13 protein-coding genes are annotated in these 18,854 nt (G+C 41.5%); 2 read left to right on the top strand and 11 right to left on the bottom strand.

Going from position 1 to position 18,854, the window contains the following annotated elements; genetic code table 11:
* Positions 1-27: 27 nt before the first annotated feature.
* Entirely contained in the window at positions 28-648 is a 621-nt protein-coding gene (yyaC, locus tag BK139_RS01490; RefSeq protein WP_076256084.1) for a spore protease YyaC, read from the bottom strand.
* Positions 649-973: 325 nt separating this feature from the next.
* Here yyaC and BK139_RS01485 point away from each other — a divergent pair, with 325 nt between their 5' ends.
* Positions 974-1,879 carry a DMT family transporter gene (locus BK139_RS01485; RefSeq protein ID WP_076256231.1) on the top strand — a complete coding sequence of 302 codons (906 nt, stop codon included), beginning with the start codon at positions 974-976 and terminating at the stop codon, positions 1,877-1,879.
* Positions 1,880-1,911: 32 nt separating this feature from the next.
* Here BK139_RS01485 and BK139_RS01480 read toward each other — a convergent pair whose 3' ends face one another.
* The 4 genes from BK139_RS01480 to BK139_RS01465 form a co-directional block, all read right to left on the bottom strand.
* Positions 1,912-3,159 (bottom strand): helix-turn-helix domain-containing protein, encoded by a 1,248-nt coding sequence (locus tag BK139_RS01480; RefSeq protein WP_076256081.1) that lies wholly within the window; start codon positions 3,157-3,159, stop codon positions 1,912-1,914.
* Positions 3,160-3,267: 108 nt separating this feature from the next.
* Positions 3,268-7,452 carry a S8 family serine peptidase gene (locus BK139_RS01475; RefSeq protein ID WP_076256079.1) on the bottom strand — a complete coding sequence of 1,395 codons (4,185 nt, stop codon included), beginning with the start codon at positions 7,450-7,452 and terminating at the stop codon, positions 3,268-3,270.
* A 489-nt stretch (positions 7,453-7,941) separates the two neighbouring features.
* Positions 7,942-8,886, bottom strand: coding sequence for an alpha/beta hydrolase (locus BK139_RS01470; protein WP_076256077.1), 945 nt, complete (start codon positions 8,884-8,886; stop codon positions 7,942-7,944).
* 67 nt (positions 8,887-8,953) lie between these two features.
* Entirely contained in the window at positions 8,954-10,600 is a 1,647-nt protein-coding gene (locus BK139_RS01465; RefSeq protein ID WP_076256074.1) for a flavin-containing monooxygenase, read from the bottom strand.
* A gap of 176 nt (positions 10,601-10,776) precedes the next feature.
* Here BK139_RS01465 and BK139_RS01460 point away from each other — a divergent pair, with 176 nt between their 5' ends.
* Entirely contained in the window at positions 10,777-11,472 is a 696-nt protein-coding gene (locus BK139_RS01460) for a response regulator transcription factor (protein ID WP_076256072.1), read from the top strand.
* 67 nt (positions 11,473-11,539) lie between these two features.
* Here BK139_RS01460 and BK139_RS01455 read toward each other — a convergent pair whose 3' ends face one another.
* From BK139_RS01455 to BK139_RS01430, 6 genes are all read right to left on the bottom strand, one after another.
* A complete protein-coding gene (locus tag BK139_RS01455) occupies positions 11,540-12,814 on the bottom strand; it encodes an L-cysteine desulfidase family protein (RefSeq protein ID WP_076256070.1) in 1,275 nt (424 codons plus the stop codon).
* 139 nt (positions 12,815-12,953) lie between these two features.
* Positions 12,954-13,307, bottom strand: coding sequence for a hypothetical protein (locus tag BK139_RS01450; RefSeq protein ID WP_076256068.1), 354 nt, complete (start codon positions 13,305-13,307; stop codon positions 12,954-12,956).
* Between the two features lie 136 nt (positions 13,308-13,443).
* On the bottom strand, positions 13,444-14,883 hold the full coding sequence (locus tag BK139_RS01445; protein ID WP_076256065.1) for a Kelch repeat-containing protein: 1,440 nt from the start codon (positions 14,881-14,883) through the stop codon (positions 13,444-13,446).
* Positions 14,884-15,072: 189 nt separating this feature from the next.
* Entirely contained in the window at positions 15,073-16,170 is a 1,098-nt protein-coding gene (locus tag BK139_RS01440; RefSeq protein ID WP_076256063.1) for a GerAB/ArcD/ProY family transporter, read from the bottom strand.
* 1 nt (position 16,171) lies between these two features.
* The gene (locus tag BK139_RS01435) at positions 16,172-17,344 is read right to left on the bottom strand and encodes a Ger(x)C family spore germination protein (protein ID WP_076256062.1); all 1,173 of its coding nucleotides are present in this window, start codon (positions 17,342-17,344) and stop codon (positions 16,172-16,174) included.
* Between the two features lie 9 nt (positions 17,345-17,353).
* Positions 17,354-18,817, bottom strand: coding sequence for a spore germination protein (locus BK139_RS01430; RefSeq protein ID WP_076256059.1), 1,464 nt, complete (start codon positions 18,815-18,817; stop codon positions 17,354-17,356).
* Positions 18,818-18,854: the final 37 nt, after the last annotated feature.

Genomic DNA, 18,854 nt, shown 5'->3' with positions numbered 1-18,854 from the left:
TTACAAGGAGTTCTACTTATAAAATGTTTACGGCACATTCAATTTTTCAATCTCTCCTCTGGAAGTCCGATCATTAGCGGCTACACGCGAAATAATTTCCGCTATGATTTCAGCCAGTTTTAAAACCATATATAATCTCGTGCTATTTAAGGAATGTACAGGTGTTAATGGATCCAGTGTATTTACAATTGCCTTCAAATGATAATCACCCACACTTGGCAAAACCCGATTCACTGCATTTCCCGGAATAAACGATCCTTCTCTTATTAAAATATAACCGATTTGCCGTTCGTCCCCGAGGCAGGCGTCTATGCCAAATATAAAAGGATCATGATGCGTTTCCTTGATTTCTTTAAGAACCTTTTTGATATTTAATGCATGAACAGGCTCCTTTAGAGTCCCATATACCGGATACGGAATGTTCTTTTCTTTGAGGATCTTTCCTGTAAGTGGCCCAAGAGAGTCTCCAGTTGAGCGGTCCGACCCGATGCACAAAATAACGATTTCTCTGGAAGTACTGTGAAAAATCTGTTCCAACTTCAATACCATCTTTTCAATTTCCGCCTCTTCCGTTGTTTCTTTAATGGAAATATAGCTTGCTGCATCAACGATTTTATTGGTCTTTTTACTTGATGAAAATGGCCACAAATTTGTCCCTCCTTTCCGGCATATTTTTTTATATTTTAACCCTCTTTATTTTTATTGATAATCATTCTTAGTGCAAACCAGGAAAACAGCAGTTGAAAGTTTATTTATACACTATATATTTACTACCCTGACCTTCGGCGGCATATCCGCGGAATTTTAATTTTGTTCCTTCAATCATACATGAAGTACAAGCTGATATTCATCTCAAATATGCTTAAAAATAACTATTTCGACTTTCGAAAAAGATGTTATAATACTATTTATAAAATTTTTACAGAAATGAAGGCGAGTTCGTTTGAAAAAGAGATTATGGCTTATTTATGGAATGCTGACTTTGGCTACTGCAACATGGGGCAGTGCATTTATTGCCGGCAAGTTTGCTGTTCAAAGCTTTGAACCTGCAACTGTTGCTTTTTTGAGGTTTTTGGGAGCTGCTATCCTGCTTTATCCGCTCATGTGGATTATGGAGAAAGATCGGAAACGACCAAATTTAAGGGATCATGGACTGTTTGCTCTCTTGGGCCTGACAGGAATTGCGCTGTATAATATTTGTTTCTTTCTGGCCACAAAGCACGCACCCGTGATTAAAAGCTCATTATTTATTGCATCAAACCCAGTTCTTATCGTCCTTTTATCAGGACTATTCCTTAAAGAAAAAATAACCAAAAACCATATCATTGGAATGGCCGTTGCTTTGACAGGTGTAGTGTTTATTATTACAGATGGCCATTTGCTCACTCTTTTCCAATATGGCTTTGAACCGATTGATTTCGTATTGCTTGGCGCTGTCGTAAGCTGGGCCATTTATAGCGTTGTGGGGAAAGTGGTACTGAAAAAATTCAGCTCAGTGGAATCGACCACATATGCAGTTGCCTATGGGACCTTATTTCTTTTGCCATTTGCTTCTGCTGAAACAACGTGGATGGATCTTCAGCAAGCCAGATTGACGACTTGGGCTGCTATCGCTCATATGAGTATCTTTGTTACCGTGGTTTCGTTTGTCATGTATTATAACGGAATTAAAGAGGTCGGAGCGGCCAAGGCTTCCATTTTTATAAATGTGATGCCTGTGTCTGCTGTTATAATGGCTACAGTCTTTTTGGGTGAAACATTTACCCTTGCGCATGGAATAGGTGCAGCCTTTGTTCTTACGGGTGTATATATAGGAACAAATGCGAAAATGTTCCAAAGAAAAATGAATAAACGAACCATTAAGAATAAGACTGCATAGAACCTATGCAGTCTTAGATTTGGGGTTTTATTCTACTCATGATCATAATAGCTTTTTTGTTTTTGTATAAATGAACGGGCGAGTTCAATTGCTTTTTGAGCCTCGCCTTTTTCTGAGTAAAAGTGGAAAAGCTTTTTCTCATAATGGTCGATTAAAATGCCGTAGCCGATTTTTTTAAAATAAGGCAATGCTGTTCCCTCAATAAATTGATAGTATAGCTTTTCTTCTCTTTTTAATAAATGAAGATGGAGCTGAAAATTAATCCAGGTATATGAATCTGTATCTTTGGCTCTCTCCATTCCTTCTTCAGCCAATTTTATTAACGCATTACGGGACTGAAGTTTTCCTTTATAGCAGGTATGTATATATCCATCCAGAGCAGTTAAATAGTGAGGGGCGTTTTCGGCGGTAAGCTTTAGTGCTTTTTCATAGAGACCGGCAGATTCCCGATATTTTTTCCTGCGAAAATATTCAAATGCCAGATTATGATAAAGCTTGGATTTTCGATCACCAGAATTACATGCATCACAAAGCTTAATTAACTGCTCATATTTTTCCTTTGTTTCGTTAAAGTCATGAAGCTCCTTCGCATTCAGCTGAACAATAAGCAGCATTTCCGTATCGATAACGCGAAGAATATTTAAGGTTCTTTGAAAATAGTGAAGCGCCTTTTTTCCATAATAATAGGCTGTAATATTTGAATGGATGGAATGATGAGCAATCGCTAAATGGTAATAGTATTCATCGTAGCTATACTGATCTCTGTCAATGGAAGCTAAACTGCTGATACAGTCACGGTATTGACCTGTTAGAAAGTAATAAATGCCCTGAATATGCTTCAGCAAATTAGCATCATGAGGTGACAAGGCAGCTGAAGCTTTTTTAAGATCTGAGATTAATTCCGATGCCGAAATCAAATCACTCACAGATAAATAGTATCTGGCTGACAGAAGGCGATATAAAGTCTGAAAGTCAGGCATATGAATCAGTTTTTCAGCCTGGAGTTCTTTTTTTATATGCTCAGATTCCTGCAACCGCTGCATGATCATACTCTCATGCCATTCATCCAGCCTTTTGGCAAGCTGATGATATCGAGTTATTTCCTCCTCGGGATCAATGCCCAGCCTCCTGGCCAGGAGATGTGTAATTTCTCCGGAGTATTCGGTAATTCCCCGTTCGATTTTACTTAAATGAGTAACGGAACAGATTCCTTCCCCCAGCTGGCCCTGTGTCAGTCCTGCTTTCTCCCGGTAAAACTTAATAATTTTCCCAATGATCATGCTGCACCTCAGTATAAAGTTTCTATTATTATAGTGAAATTGCCAGGCATTTTCTATAGGATAATAGAAACAAGCAGGAGAACTTGTCTCCTGCCTGCTGTTTTATGATTATTTTTCTTTCGGCTCCAATCCAATCATCTTTAAGAAATCAGCAAGCCCTTTCTTTCCAATCCTGTCTTTCGGCTGATTTCCTTTTCCTGCTAATGTGCCTTTCGTTAAGAAATTCTTTTCAATCCATCTGACATCTGTTTCATCGACCACCCCATCCTGATTAATATCGAGATGGGGATTCTCAGGGTCTTTTTTGCCATAATGTTCAACAGCTTCTTTCAGGTCACGTATATCGATTACCTGATCCTGGGTAACATCCCCTGCAAGATTATCTTCAGGGTTAATTCTTACATATAGACCGTGATACTTTCCATCTTTCTCGATGCCGGCAGAAACATTTTGAAATTCTGTCAAGTGGCCAGGAACCTCTACATAAACCGTATAGGCCTCTTTTGCTGGCACAATGACATCAAACAGCCCCCTGCTATCCATAGTTCCTTCGTAAATTTTTCCATCTGCCGCTTTGGCAAAAACCTTTGTTTTAAGCTTGGTAAAATCGTATTTGCTGTCAACCCAGCCTCCGGAATTTAAGAAAGCTTCCGGTGCTATATTGCCTGAAATACGTGAGTGAGTTGATACAAGTTCAAAATGGTTTAAGCTGTAAGCCGGAATAGTTATGGCTTCTGACTGACCTTGCTTATGATAAGAAAGTTCCTTTAAGCCAAAGGATGCAAATCTTGCGTAGCTGGTGTCGTCCACCATTTTAAAAGTAACATCAAGGAATGGCATGTCTCCGCTGATCCCTTCAAAGTCTTCTTTTAAAAGGGCTGCTCCTACTTTTACACCAGAACCCGTGACAACTGATTCATCTATTTTTATTTCTATGCCATTTTGATCTGCAAACTTCTTAAGCACAGGATTTGCTTTAACCTCCTGCAGCTCAAAATAGTCAAGAAGCGGCTGAATTTCATAAGAACCTGAAATAAAGTTCTCCACATTATTTAAATCAAGTGTCATGGTTATTTCGTCATTCAGCTTCACCCTGCTTTTATTAAATCGACTGGCTGCATGTTCAGTGCCTTCCTTCATAAACACATACCGGGGAGATTTAAACATATTGGCTGCTGTTGCCATATCCCATGGAAATAGCCTTAACTGGTAATGAGTCGTTGCATATTCTTCCGGAAGCACACCGAACTTCGTAGCGCCATCGTCATCCAGCGGCAGGAATCCGCTGATAAATGGTATTTCACTTTCATAATAAGCAGCCTTATTGGTTTTTTGGGTATAATCCATTCCTTTTGATTGCAACAGGTCAACTGTTTTGTCGGTCACCTTTCCATGAACCCAGAATGCATGGTGGCCATCTTCAGTTGTTAACATGCTATCATTTATTTCAATCACTCCCGGTTCAATGTCGAGATCCACTTCCGGCGGTGTATTGTCTACAATGCCTACACTCTCATGATGATAGGTCTTTCCCTCTGCATCCCGGCTGATTAAATCAAGGACATATTCACCTTCCGGCAGCTTTTGCATGTAATCAGCAATCGGCTGTTTCTTATTCCCTGTGAATGGATAAACAAGTCCTCTGTGGCCAAAGTATATGAGATATTCTTTATCAGGCATGGCCGCACTGGCATCATAGCTTCCTACAATTCCAACAGCTTTGTCTGTTTTTTCATTTTTTACAATTAAATCGAATGTCTCCATTGGGCTTTTAAATTTAAAGACAAAGTGCGTACCAGGCGAATAGTATTGGTGCATTGGTGTGTCAGTCGTAATAGACGGCTGGAGCGGTTCTGCAAAATCGATGCCTTTATCCGTCACCCGGATCGCAAATGGAATTTGATAGCCTTCTTTTGGATTATCCTGATTCACCACATGGATATATCCTTCATAACGCCCGATTTCAGCTGTTTTCGGGATTGTAATCGCTGCCTTTAATTGTTCCGTTTTTCCCGCTCCTATTGTAACCGATTCTGGTACGTTAACTTTAATATTATTTTTTACCCCATCCTGCACACCGTTCCGAGCTGAATGATATTCAACTTTTATGTCATAGGATTGGTCCTGGCTGCCTTTGTTTATCACTTGTAGTGTACGGCTATCATTTATATCAGCACTGTCCATATAGTGGTTTCCATAGCTGATGGAACCCGTGATTTCATCAGCCTCCACGTACTCACCGTTTTCAATATGCTCTGTTTTATCGAGCACTTTAATTGAAACGTTCGAGTGAACGGCCTGATAGGCATCCACACGGCCGGCGCCAATTTCATACACGGAGTAATCCTTCTTTAAATCATCCGACGTATTCATTAGTGCTGTTTTTACATCGAATGGATCAAGATTCGGATTATCCTGAAGCATGAGTGCCGCCACGCCAGCAATATGAGGAGTGGCCATGGACGTACCATTCAGGCGTGCATACGCAGATGTGTAATCCTGGCCATCTTCTGGATGGTTCATAAACTCCGGATAGGTGGAGAAAATGGAAACACCTGGTGCCACGAGGTCAGGCTTTATATCGTAGTTGCTATTCACAGGGCCTCTTGAACTGAAATCGGCAAGAGTGTCTCCTTCCGTCTTAACCTCTAACAACTGGTCAAATGCTAAGGAAGCTTCCGGGATGCCTTTTAAATACTCACCATCCGCCTTTGAAAGCTGGAATGTCGGAATATACTTGGTGCTCTCACCTACGAAGGCTGGAATTTCGCCCTCCGTATTATTAAAAATAATAACAGCTGCTGCACCGGCATTTTTGGCATTTTTCACTTTTTCCTCAAATGTCAGCTCTCCGCGTTCAATGAGGGCAATTTTCCCTGCAAGATCTTCCCCAGTGAAGTCTTGCGGAGTGCCCAGGCCAGTAAACAAAATTGGATAAGATTTCCCTTCTAGTGTTTTTAAATCATCCGTGAAGTTTTTGGCTAATAATTTCATAGATTCGAAAACCTTCCCAGCTGCACTAGCTTTAAAGACTGGAATGGAAATGGAGGCATCACTTGCTCCTACCGTAATTCCGAATGCACTCGTACCAGGTGCACCAAGCGTTTTTTCATTTGGTCCCGCATTTCCTGCTGCTACAACGGAAACGACTCCGGAAAGCATAGCGTTATTAATTGCAACCGAAGTAGGATATAAAGGATCGTTTACGCTCGCTCCAAGTGATAGATTGATTACATCCATGCCATCTTCTACTGCTTTATCAATACCGGCCAGCACCCCGTCTGTGGTGCCGGATCCATATGGTCCCAGAACCCGGTAGGCATACAGATCAACATCAGGTGCTACTCCCCTGACAGCATAGTCGACTGCATTTTCTTTTTGGGCAGCAATGGTACCTGATACATGCGTACCGTGAGAAGTATAGTAGGCGGCCCCTCTGTAATCATATTCAGGCTGAGTGGATGTTTCCCAATCATTGAAAGTTGCTTCCATTGGATCAGCATCATTATTGATAAAGTCCCAGCCTTTGACAGTGCCTGGTTCAACGGTTTTAGGGTCTTGTCCATTTTCTGTACGGTACCCTTTGTAAGAACCTGTTAAGTCAGGGTGTGTATAATCAATCCCTGTATCCAGTACTCCGACCTTGATGCCCTTCCCGGTAATCCCCTCGTCATGAAGCTTATTTACTCCGATTTGCGGAATGCTGTCTGCCATCTTCGGCTTCACTTTGGATTCCTTTACTGAAGGGAGATCCAGCTGGACTTGGGCATTGCTCCAGATTCTTTTTACAGCACCTGATTGCAGGAGTTCTTCAACAGCTATACCCGGCAGTGTCATGGAAACACCATTGAAAGCATTCTTGTATTCGCGTTTTACTTCAATTTTACTTGCGTCATACAGCAAACTGCCTTTCTTAGATTTCAGCTTGCTAACATGGGTTTTGAATTCATTGTGGGATTTGTCAACTTTTTCTTTAGCTGCTTGAAGAGAAGTTTTTTTACCTTTTAAAGCTTCTTTCTTTAGCTCTACCTTTGCAGGAGACTGGTTAAATTCAACAATGACTTCGACCAGCTCTGGAGTGGATGTATTTACTTCAGGAGAAATAACAAATCCAGGTCCTACCTCTAGCTGTTCTAAAGCATCCCTTTGTTCTTTAGAGAGGCTGCTTAAAATTTTTTCCGCTTCGTCCACCTTGATTTCCGGCTTCTGAGCAAGCACATTAAATGGTATGGAAGCAGTGAATAATAAACTTGCAGCCAGTGCACCTTTCAATAAATTATTGCGTGACTTCATTTTTTTCCTCCTGCTCTTTAATTAGTAGAAAAGTAAGAATACTTACTATTTTCATCTTAAAGGGTGAGAGATGTGGCAGTATATTGGGGTAATAAAAGAGGGACATTACTACTGATTTTTTTATATTCAACTGGAAATTATCTCAAAAATAGGATAATGAGCCTCTTGATAGACAGGAGAAGAAGATAAATCAGGGAGAATGGGAAATTTATTACCCCAAATTGAGCGATAGGGAGATTCTTTTGTGGGAAACTATTAATTTATAGCATTAAGACGAAGTTTCTTTTCCATTCTTCTCTTTCTGTCGTCATGTGTTGATTCATGGCGACCATTTCCCTCGCATCCTTGCCGTTTTCGTCTTCATAAATACTCCATGGCAACCACTTCCTTTCACCATTGCACTATTCAAGGAATCTTGCAATTAATCATTTTACGAAATAACACAAAATAGGACACTCCCTCTTTAGAAGTGTCCAATCTGCATAGCTATTATTTCGAAGCCACACTGCCCTGGAAAACACGTTTTAACGCATCTGCCGCCTGCTCAATGGACTTTCTTCCCTGCTCCAGTACACCCGGCATCCAGAAGAATCCATGGATCATGCCGTCATATCGTTTGGCTTCAACCGGGACTCCGGCTTCTTTCAGGCGTTCCGCATATGCTTCACCCTCATCGCGCAGCGGGTCAAATTCTCCCGTTAACACCAATGCAGGCGGCAGTCCGCTTAAGTCTTTTGCCTGCAGCGGAGACGCATATGGATTTTTTCCATCCTCCTCATTCCGCAAATAATGATTCCAGAACCACTCCATGCTGTCTTTCGTTAACAGGTAGCCGTCTGCATTTTCAGTATAGGATTCTGTTGCATAAGAATGGATAGTTACCGGATAGATCAGCATCTGATAGGCAATCGAGATTTCGCGCTTGTCTCTAGCCATGAGAGCCACAACGGCTGCAAGGTTTCCGCCGGCACTGTCGCCGCCAACGGCAATGCGGTTTGGATCCACTCCTATGGATGCTGCATTTTCAGCTACCCACTTGGCTGCGGCGTACGAATCTTCCGCAGCAGCAGGAAATTTATGCTCTGGTGCAAGTCTGTAATCCACCGAAACGACCACGCAATTCGCCAAATTCGTTAATAATCTGCAAGGAACATCAACTGTCTCCAGGTCACCAATTACCCAGCCGCCGCCATGATAGTATACTAGCGCAGGAAATGGACCTTCTCCTTTAGGAGTATATATTCGGACAGGGATTTCTCCCCCAGGTCCCGCAATTTTTTTATTTTCAATCTTCCCTACTTCCTCCGGCTCTCCAGCCAGAGCGCTGAAATCTGTGGTAAGGCGGGCTTCCTCCGGTGATAGCTGACTCATCGGCGGAGCTCCTGCTGACTCCATCTGTTCCAATAAAAATTTTGCCTGCGGATCTAATGCCATAGTTATTTTCCCCCTATTAATATATTTATTGACAGGGCAGAATTAATTTCCGCCCAATCTATACCCATTAATTAACAGCAGTTTTTTCAGGTGCTGTCAGGATAAAACCTTCGTAGCCTTTTTCGGCAACTTCATCACAAATCTTCCGGTAGGTTCCTACACCGCCAAGATAGATTTGAAAGCCGCGGGCTTTTCCTTCAATATTGGCACCCATGTACCAGGAATCTGTTTTGGTAAACAAAGTCTGATCGGCAATTTCACGGCAGTGCTTGCTCCATGTATTTTCCGACTCTTCTTTGACTTCAATGACAGCCTGATTTTGTTCCCGCATATAGCTGATGCAATCAAATACCCACTCCACATGCTGCTCAATTGAAACCATCATATTGCTTAATACGGACGGACTCTCAGGTCCAGTCAGCATGAACATATTCGGGAATCCTGCTGTGCCGAGGCCAAGATAGGTTCGGGTTTGTGAGCCGCCTGCCCATTTTTCTTTCAGGGAGACGCCGTTTTTCCCGCGAATATCCATCTTAAACAGCGGTCCAGTCATCGCATCAAATCCTGTGGCAAACACAATCATGTCAAGCTCATATTCTTCATCCTCAGTCTTAACACCTGTTTCGGTAATCTCCTGAATCGGTGCCTTTTTTACATCCACCAGCGATACGTTATCCCGGTTATATGTCTCAAAATAATCTGTATCTATGATGGTGCGTTTAGTAGCATAATAGAACCTCGGAAGAAGTTTTTCTGCAACTGCAGGATTTTTGACTGTTTCGCGGATTTTTGAGCGAATGAATTCAGCCACAATCTCATTCGCTTCAGGTGAGATGGACAAGTCATTATATGCGTAAGATAACTTAAGAAGTCCTCCTTCTTTCCAGGCTTCCTCGAAAACTTTTTGCCTTTCTTCAGGAGTTTCGTCAAAAACGGAAACATTTCTTGGCTCCTCCGGTATGCCGGTTATGGAATGGCGCATTTTTTCTCTGATATCCCCATAATTTTTCCGTATATTATTCAGATGTTCAGGATCATTCGGCGTATTCCTGGCCGGGCTGCTGTATTGCGGTGTTCGCTGGAATACCGTCAAATGCCCGGCTTCTTTTGCAATAACAGGAATTGCCTGGATGCCGCTGGACCCTGTGCCAATGATGCCTACCCGTTTCCCTGTGAAATCCACTCCTTCATGCGGCCAGTGCCCCGTATGATGCCATTCGCCTTTAAAGTTTTCCAGACCTTTAAATTTAGGTACATTGGACGCTGACAAGCACCCTACAGCTGTAATAAAATATTGTGCAGAAACCTTTTCACCATTATTTAATTGTACGTCCCACCTATTTTTCTGTTCATCAAATTGTGCGGACTGCACCCTTGTATTGAATTGCACATCACGCCGCAGATCAAATTTATCTGCTACATAGTTTATGTAGCTTAATATTTCAGGCTGTTCGGCGTATTTTGCCGACCAGCTCCATTCTTTCAATAGTTCCTCAGAAAAAGTGTAATTATAATAGATGCTTTCAACATCGCACCTTGCGCCTGGATACCGATTCCAATACCATGTCCCGCCGACATTATCGCCTGCTTCAAATACCCGGGTGGTAAAACCGGCCTCCCGCAAACGATGCAGCATATACAATCCAGAAAAACCAGCCCCTACGACAACAGCATCAAAATCCGTGAGAGAGTTCGATTTTTGAAATGATGACATACTTTCTTCCTCCTCATGATATCAATTTGATTGAAAGCGATTACATTTTCCTTTTGAAAAAAATCCTCCTCTCCAGTACTTATAATTTTTTACTATAACTAAAGCTTACTATCATTCATTTGTATTGAATATTCATAATTTTCTATATATAATATCCCTATAAGGAAGGTGTTAATATGGCAATAGAATCTACCATTTTGGATAATATCCAGAATTTAGAAGATGTAGAGAGTCATGAGGAGAAACTGTATAAAATTCTAGAGGTTTATATGAACAATTTTCCTGTTAAAAACGCCTTTTTATTCCGGTATTCTCCTCTAGGGTTTATTGGAGAAGGAATCATCGCTATTACATGCCACGGTTTAATCCATATCAGAGACATCAGGGATGATATTCGGTCATTGCCGCTCATATACTCCGCCCTCTATGAAAGAAAAGCTAAATATTGTTCGGGGATCGAATACCTCAAGCAAATAAACATCAAATACATAACTACTTCCAATGTCAACTCCTTCCTTGCTACCCCCATTTGCTTTGGTGCAGTCCCTATCGGCTATATTTGCACAAACGAATTTGACGAACAGGGAATAATTTCTGATCAGCAGCTTTCTTCTTATACACAATTTGGTCAGCATATAGGAAAAACTCTTGAAAAAACGGAAGGAAAAGAAGATGCCCGGCTATTAAGCAGAAGAGAAATGGAGGTCATGAAGAGGATTTCCTGGGGAGAAAGCATAAAGGAAATGGCCGATTCCATGGTTATCAGTGAAGTCACCATCAACCAGTATATTAAAACAGCTATCAGGAAACTCGGAGCTCAAAACCGCACACAGGCAATTGCGGAGATGTTTCGGAGAGGGATGATTTCATAATTTACACATGTTCCTTCGCAACACCAATAAGGCCCCTTCCTTAATGAGAGGAGCCTCTTTTGGCTGTTTATTTCTCCATCATTAATTTCAAAATCAGCTCATCCGTATGACGGGTGCCTTCATTTCCTAATTGACAGAAACTCTCGATACTTTTTTCAACATCATCATGAATAAATCCATCGGTTGATTTGATTTCCTGATTGTTGAGTGCAAGAAGGGCAGACTGCACAGCCACATTGGAACAGGTAGATACTTTCATGGCACAGCCTGCTTTTGCTCCGTCGCAGATCATTCCGGAAACATTCCCGATTGTGTTCTGAATGGCTGCCTTAATTTGCCCAAGCTGTCCATCCAGCAAATATACGATGGCAGCACTTGCCCCCATTCCTGCTGCTGTCACACCGCATAAAGCAGAAAGCCGGCCAAATTTGGATTTAATATGAATGGTTATCAGATGACTTAGTGCCACTGCCCGAATCATTTTTTCATTTGTAACCTTAAGTTTTTCAGCAGCTGCAACAACTGGAAGAGTGACTGCAATTCCCTGGTTGCCGCTTCCGGTGTTTGCCATAACAGGCAGTGTGGAGCCTGCCATTCTCGCATCTGACCCAGCTGCAGCCAAAGACATTGCAGCAGTGGCAATATCATCCGACAAAATCCCCATTTCCACATTCCTTTTTAGCGTTTTCCCTACCTTTAGGCCGTATTCACCTGATAGGCCTTCCATTCCAATGATCCGATTGAGCTCAATACTCTTTTTTACAAGTGATAAGGAACTGATTTCCGCATTAAGCACCCATTCATATATTTCGTCAATTGTGAGTGCAATTAATTCATCTTCTTCAGATTGGATTCCTATATTTTCACATCCGCCCTCGTAGATAACTTCTCCATCAACCTCAATTAAAGTAATATTGCTGTGGTTATCAGAGATTACGACTTTGGAAGTGTGGATATCAGTTTTTAATACAGTTTCGATATAAAGCCTTTTCGGTGTCTCCGCCTGCAGGGAAGTTACTTTTCCTTCTTCAATAAGTTTAAGAGCCAACAGCTCATCTTCAGGCCCTACTCCCTCTAATACTTCCAGCTTCCTTGCAGGGTCCCCTGCCACAGCGCCAATTGCCGCTGCGAAATCAAGACCATAAGAACCCATGCCCGGAATTCCGACTGATTTAGCATTTTTGATGATGTTTCCGCTCGCTTTTAAGCATAGCTCTTTTATTTCCCCTTTAGCATGGCTCTTTGCAGTTGCTGCAGCGAGTGCAATCGCAACAGGTTCCGTACATCCAAGGGCAACCACTAATTCTTTTTCCAGAATTCTTAAGATTTTATGCTTCTCCATTTTTCATACCCCTAATTGTTTAAAGTAAAAGAATAAACTTTAACTATTATAATCCAAATAGTGATAAATTAAGAGAAGCAATATTTCCTCCCACCATGAAACTCTTCGTATTCATTAAACCAGGAACAGCTCTGTCTGTTTAATCTTTGCTGAATAATGAACACAGATTCTTCAATGTATATAATCTACCCGTCACAATAAACAGGCTGTTATAGTTTCTTTGTACAAATTCATCAATAATGGTTAGTCCTTTTACAAACCGGTCCACCAAATAATTTGTGTACTTTGGATCACAGACGAAACGATTGATCCTGATCAGCTCATCTGCGAGGATATGAAACTTAAAGTCTTCAGCAATCAGTTTGATTTGTTTTAATTTGCCGGTATCCATATAGAAGATATTTTTTTCGAGGTTTTTATTCAGGAATGCCAGAAAGTCATTAATATTTTCAGCGAGCAAAGTTGCTTTTTGCATTTCATGTTTCACAATCATACCCTCCTTTTTTTCTGTTTAAGAAGAATTTATGAAAGAGAGCAGGATCTTACTACAGCAAAAGACCAGGAATCAGAAGTTCCCGGACTTTTACGATTACTTTATTTTAAACCATTGTTCAGCATTACAGTTCAGTCTATCGTTTCTCCAGCATGTCCTTAAGCGGATCCAGGCAGCTCTTTTTCTCTTTGACCCAAACCTCACAGCCCTCAAATGGATTGGCTGTGCCCAAATAAAGATTGCCATTTTCAGAGACAAACAGATTCCGGCATCCATAATTTTCCGGATTATTAAGTCCGTTGATCGTTACCGGAAACCAGTGAATGCCATCTGGGGACTTCCACAGGCTAAACCCAAATGTCAAGCGGGTTGTCGGAGAAATTAAGGCAAAAAACAGGTCAGATATGCATTCGATCGGCAGACAACTCAACAGCGGACTTTCACCCCATAGGCTTTTCAGGACTTCCGGCAAAAGCGGCGGAACAAGGTCTGTCCAGTCCCAGGTGCCCAGATAAAGCCAGCCATTATATTCTTTCAGCTGCCAGCAGTAGCCATTCGCAATATTGCCAAAACCGGATGGAAGACCGCTAATAGCTGTACCCCTCGTCCCGGTTTCAGGGTTCGAAGGTTCAACAGGCTTGCTTCCAATAACCAGTTCCCATTGATCATTCTGATCGATTCGGATTAAATCAAAGCCCTTGGGAGTTACAAGCCGATCATTCGGATCAAGGCTGAAGATGCCAAAATAGACAGCTGTCCCAAGGTATAAATAGCCCTTATAGATTTCGAGGCTTAACGGCACCTCATTCCTCGCATCGCCTGCTCCTTTGTCAACAACCTTTACCCACCTGTCTGCCCCAGGATTTTCATCCTCGGATCGCCATAATTGGAATCCTTCCGGAAGGGCTGTCCCAATATACAATCTATTATTGAAGCTCGACATAATAATTCCATTACCCTGAGGATTTTTTTCCGGATCCCCTGACAGATCAATTTGCTCCCATCCATTTTGTTCGGGATCTTCGCTCACATAGAGCAAGGTATTTGAAACCTGAAGCTCGTTTCCTGGAAGCGCGGCCAAGTATAGTTTATTGTTATGAACCACCATGGTTCTCGTCGACCCGCCCTGCAATAAGCTTGGAAGGGCACGCCACCCTTCTTCATCTGTATATTTCAAAACAAGCAGGTTTGGGCTAAAAGTAGCACATCCGGCATATAAAGCCTCTTCGCCAGAAGGTGATTTATAGGTAATCATAAATCGGAAGCCAACAATTCCAAGAGAAGGTTCTTTAAAAACCTGCTCCCATTCCCCGCTGCCATCCTTTTTATAACGCCAGATTTCACCGCTAAAGTCAGGATTCTTTGGAGTCAATTCCTCAGGCACTTCGATATCGCCAAAAATAGCTCCGCTCGAAAGGACCGAGAAGACTATATTACGGCCTGTCCCAACATAAAGATACTCTCCAAACTCGGCAACAGACCATGCGTAATTGTTCTGCATGGCATTGTCTTTACTGGTACAATCAAATCCGTTAACCGGGGTAATCTTCTTAAAGCCAGATACATTTAACCCCATTGTTTCTGCACCTCTTTTCGCTTTTTAATAGAATATGCGAAAATTTGAAAAACGCAGGGGCTTATGACATAGACAAGGGCGGATTTGCCGGGAAATAGAGGAATGCCCTAATAAGATTTTTTTTCCTCTATTGTCAGGAGACTTTATGGGAAAAATCTTAATGGAACAGGGAAGTACATCCAGTTACGATTATTTTATTCTTCTTTTTATAAATGTAATGAAAGACAGCAGGAAGGGCAAAAGAATCGCCAGCGGCAAATGGATGAATAACGGCACAAACTTCAGTCCTATCTCCAGATGCTGTGAAAGATTTTCTGCATATGCGTATGACAGCAGAAGAATGATCACTAGGATAGATACCGTCACAACCGATGGTTTAACCTTTGCCATGCTGGATTTTGCAAGATTCATTCCAGCGAAGGTGAAAATGGCAATTTTAAAATAACCGCCGAAGATAATGATGATTACCGCAAAGATGTCCAGCCGTTTAATGAAATCAAAAAGTGTTACCCGCTCAATGGCTTCTATCACAGGAAAAGTAAAGTTCTTCGCTAATTCCGGGTGAAGTACTCCAATGGTTAAGAATGAAAAAAGAGATAATAATAGCGTGAAAAAGATAATAATAAAGCTTCCCTTTTTGGATACCGCTGATCTGTGCTCACGTTTCAAATAAGGGAAAATCATAAGGAAAGCGATGAGCTCTCCGTAAGGAAAGGTGACCATCGTTGGCACAATACTGGCTATTTTCTTTACATCAACCTCAAAGATAGGATCAATGTATTCCCAGTGAAAAATTCCGCTAATGAGAATCCAGAATGGAATCAGGAATAGAAACAGCACGGTTACACTGCCTATAATGACGGCAGAGCGCATAAAGGCCTCTAGCCCCTTTATGTAGGTATAGGCAACAACGAAGAAAATGGATAATTTTACAATCAGCGGTTTCATGGTATAAAGCAGCGTACTATTGATGAACATGGTAAAATCAGTTAGAACGCGGGATGCAAGGTAAGCAAAGTAAAGGACATACACGAGAGAAGCTGCCGTTCCAAGAAATTTCCCCAGATTCCTTTTCAAAATCACGGAAAGGTTCATATAATCGTTATGTTTCCATATATAAACGTACATTTGGAACATGAGGAGACCGATAGCCCCAGCGGTAAGACTAACAATCCAGGAGGCTTTTTCAGCTGATAGGTTCAAACCAAAAATAACGGAGCTTCCTATCAGGAAGAGCAGCATAGCGAACATCGATTCAATGATTCCAATGATTGGTTTGTTCTCCACATTAGCCGCCTCCATCCTTGTAATGCCCGATATTTTGTACTTTTATTTTCGTATTAAGCTTTATTTCCGCATTTTTAATAGGTGCTGGCCAATCCGGTTTCAGCTTCTTCCATGTCTCCGGATTTTTCTCCCTCATAAATAGCCCTAACCCCAGAGGGTCCATCTCATTTTCCTGTAGTAGGGCAAGAAGGTCCTGCACATGATTTTGGATTGTTTTTTCAATCTCTTTTTCAAGCAGCTCGATATCATCGGGATCTTCTAAATTTACTTTACATTTCATCTGGCTAATATCACCCGAAATCCTTAAGTTATAATGAAAGATATACCTATCTTCATATGTTTCTACCTTTCTTTCTCTGGCCAGATTTCCAAAAACACGGAAGGTGAATAGGTTGTTTTCATCTTTTGGGCAGCTTGCTTCAATTGAAAAACCGGATTCGCCTCCCTGCAGAATGGTTATGATGGCAGCATCCCGATAATCAAGGAACATTGATAACTTATCTTCTTTAAAAAGGGCAAGCCCGCCATAAGCAATATGACCAGGGCTGGTCGTTTCAAAGTTCCCTCTTTCCTTCCCGCTTTTGAGATCCCCTTCTACTTTAATAAAAGGCATTGCGATATCCTTTCCCTCCTTGATTTCATCAACCTTGATCTCCGTCGCGGTCACAGGAATATCTCTGCCCAGCTTTTGGAGGATGTTTTCAATTTCAAAAGCTGAAAAACCTTCAATTGGAGAGTAGATCTTCAGCAGTTCACTTGCACTGACATCCCGGGCAATGACCAGATTTGCATCTGATGGAATCTGTGCAGAATGCAGAATATAGTCATAAACGTCCTTGGCCTTCCCCTCACGGGCGATTGCTTCACCCAAGAGAATGACTTCTATCTGTTTTAAATAATTATAACGGGAAATATTTACAGAAATTCTTTCTAAAGCTGTATCAATTGTTTTACCCGTTGCTTTATAAACTACATAGGGGGAGTTGGGAACCTGTGATTTACCTGCAACGGCAGCAGGATTGATCAATTGCAGGGATACCTCATACCCGTCCTCTGCATGGTCGACCCCCATAGCAAATGAAAAAGAAAGTTCATTCAACTCATGTTTATCCAATGGGGCAAGGAATACTGCCGCCACCGATAATAATATAAACAGCATATAAAGATATTTCATTTTGATCACTCATTTACGGCTATTTTTAAGAAGATCGTCCTTATCATATTTTTTGGGAGCATTGATAATCTTTTTTAATGAAACTCGAATAAAAGTATCTTTTATATCTGCTTTTTTCACCGGTGTGATGGGTGATAAATATGGCACTCCAAAGCTATTTAAGGATGTAAGATGATTGATTAAAACAATGGTTCCCAAGATAATGCCGTACAATCCAAACGTACTGGCCAAGAACACCAGGATATAACGAATCCCCTTGATTGCATTTCCAAAAGGATGAACAGGAATAGCAAAATTCAAAACATAGGTAGCTGAAATAACGACGAGTGTCGATAGCTGGACAATTCCTGCTTCTGCTGCTGACTGCCCTAAAATAATCGTACCAATAATCGAGAATGCCAGCATGATGCCTGTCGGCAAACGTATGGAGCTCTCCAGAAGCACTTCAAAAATCACCATCAGGAGAATGACTTCAATGACTAAAGGCAGAGGAACAATTTGCCTCTGTGCTGCCAGGCTGACGAGCAATTCACTGGGGATCAGCTCCTGATGAAATAATACAAATGCAATATAAAAAGGAATGAGAAAGATTGAAGCAACAAAAGAAATGATTCGAACCAGCCTGGTAAAATCGAACATGGATGTTTCATAAGAGTCCTCCGGCGAATGGAAAAATTGGATGAACAGGGCAGGCACAATCAGTGCATCCGGAGATCCGTCACATATAATCACCATTTTGCCTTCCAATAAATGGCCGGCCACAACATCTGGCCGCTCCGTTGTGAGAACCCGCGGGAATGGCGTAATCTGATCATCTGAGATGCTTTCCTGAATATAGGAAGAATCGAGAATAGATTTTAGTCTAATTGATTTTAGTTTGCTTTTGACATTTTTTAGGAGGTCCCGATCTGCTTTATCAGCTAAATATAGAAGATATACTCCTGTATTGGTCTCCTCTCCAATCGTCTGATCCTCAATTGTCAATTGGTCATTCTTAATGAACCGTTTGATCAGTGAAATATTATTATTGGCAAGTTCGGTAAATCCGATCTGCGGTCCCTTTAATACCCGCTGGGACTGCGGCGGTGAAAGCGCTCGATCCTTCCAATCAGCCGTGTCTGCTGCCAGGCATGAATCAGCGCCGGAGATAAATATAAGCGTATTTCCTTTAGACAGTTCGTTTACTGCTTCATTCAAGTCCGAGATGATCTTAATCTTGGAAATTTCGATTGTGTTTTCCATTTGCTGTATAGGACTTTTGGATAATTCCTTAAGTTTTAGAATTGGCCCTAGTATATGCTCCTGGATTATTTTCTTATCCGCGATCGTATCGAGATAGAGCAGACAGCCCGAAGTATCCGAAGAGAAAAAAAACGAACGAATAATAAGTTCTTTATTATGATGAAACGCATCTTGAATGTACGATAAATTTTCGTTCATAACCTTGGACATACCAATTTTATCCTTCTTCATAAAAACACCTATATCAATTTTTTTCTTACTATCCCCT

It is taken from the genome of Paenibacillus sp. FSL R5-0490 (genome assembly GCF_001956215.1).
Classification (GTDB): domain Bacteria; phylum Bacillota; class Bacilli; order Bacillales; family Cytobacillaceae; genus Cytobacillus.
Note: the sequence above shows the minus strand (reverse complement) of the source record. Positions and strands in the feature narration are given on the sequence as shown.

Excerpts from the sequence above, each read along its gene's own strand:
- BK139_RS01460 (WP_076256072.1), top strand. The coding sequence starts at position 10,777 with ATGGCAATAGAATCTACCATTTTGGATAATATCCAGAATTTAGAAGAT.
- BK139_RS01450 (WP_076256068.1), bottom strand. The coding sequence starts at position 13,307 with ATGATTGTGAAACATGAAATGCAAAAAGCAACTTTGCTCGCTGAAAAT.
- BK139_RS01475 (WP_076256079.1), bottom strand. The coding sequence starts at position 7,452 with ATGAAGTCACGCAATAATTTATTGAAAGGTGCACTGGCTGCAAGTTTA.
- BK139_RS01465 (WP_076256074.1), bottom strand. The coding sequence starts at position 10,600 with ATGTCATCATTTCAAAAATCGAACTCTCTCACGGATTTTGATGCTGTT.
- BK139_RS01455 (WP_076256070.1), bottom strand. The coding sequence starts at position 12,814 with ATGGAGAAGCATAAAATCTTAAGAATTCTGGAAAAAGAATTAGTGGTT.
- BK139_RS01480 (WP_076256081.1), bottom strand. The coding sequence starts at position 3,159 with ATGATCATTGGGAAAATTATTAAGTTTTACCGGGAGAAAGCAGGACTG.
- BK139_RS01435 (WP_076256062.1), bottom strand. The coding sequence starts at position 17,344 with ATGAAATATCTTTATATGCTGTTTATATTATTATCGGTGGCGGCAGTA.
- BK139_RS01470 (WP_076256077.1), bottom strand. The coding sequence starts at position 8,886 with ATGGCATTAGATCCGCAGGCAAAATTTTTATTGGAACAGATGGAGTCA.
- BK139_RS01430 (WP_076256059.1), bottom strand. The coding sequence starts at position 18,817 with ATGAAGAAGGATAAAATTGGTATGTCCAAGGTTATGAACGAAAATTTA.
- BK139_RS01445 (WP_076256065.1), bottom strand. The coding sequence starts at position 14,883 with ATGGGGTTAAATGTATCTGGCTTTAAGAAGATTACCCCGGTTAACGGA.
- BK139_RS01485 (WP_076256231.1), top strand. The coding sequence starts at position 974 with ATGCTGACTTTGGCTACTGCAACATGGGGCAGTGCATTTATTGCCGGC.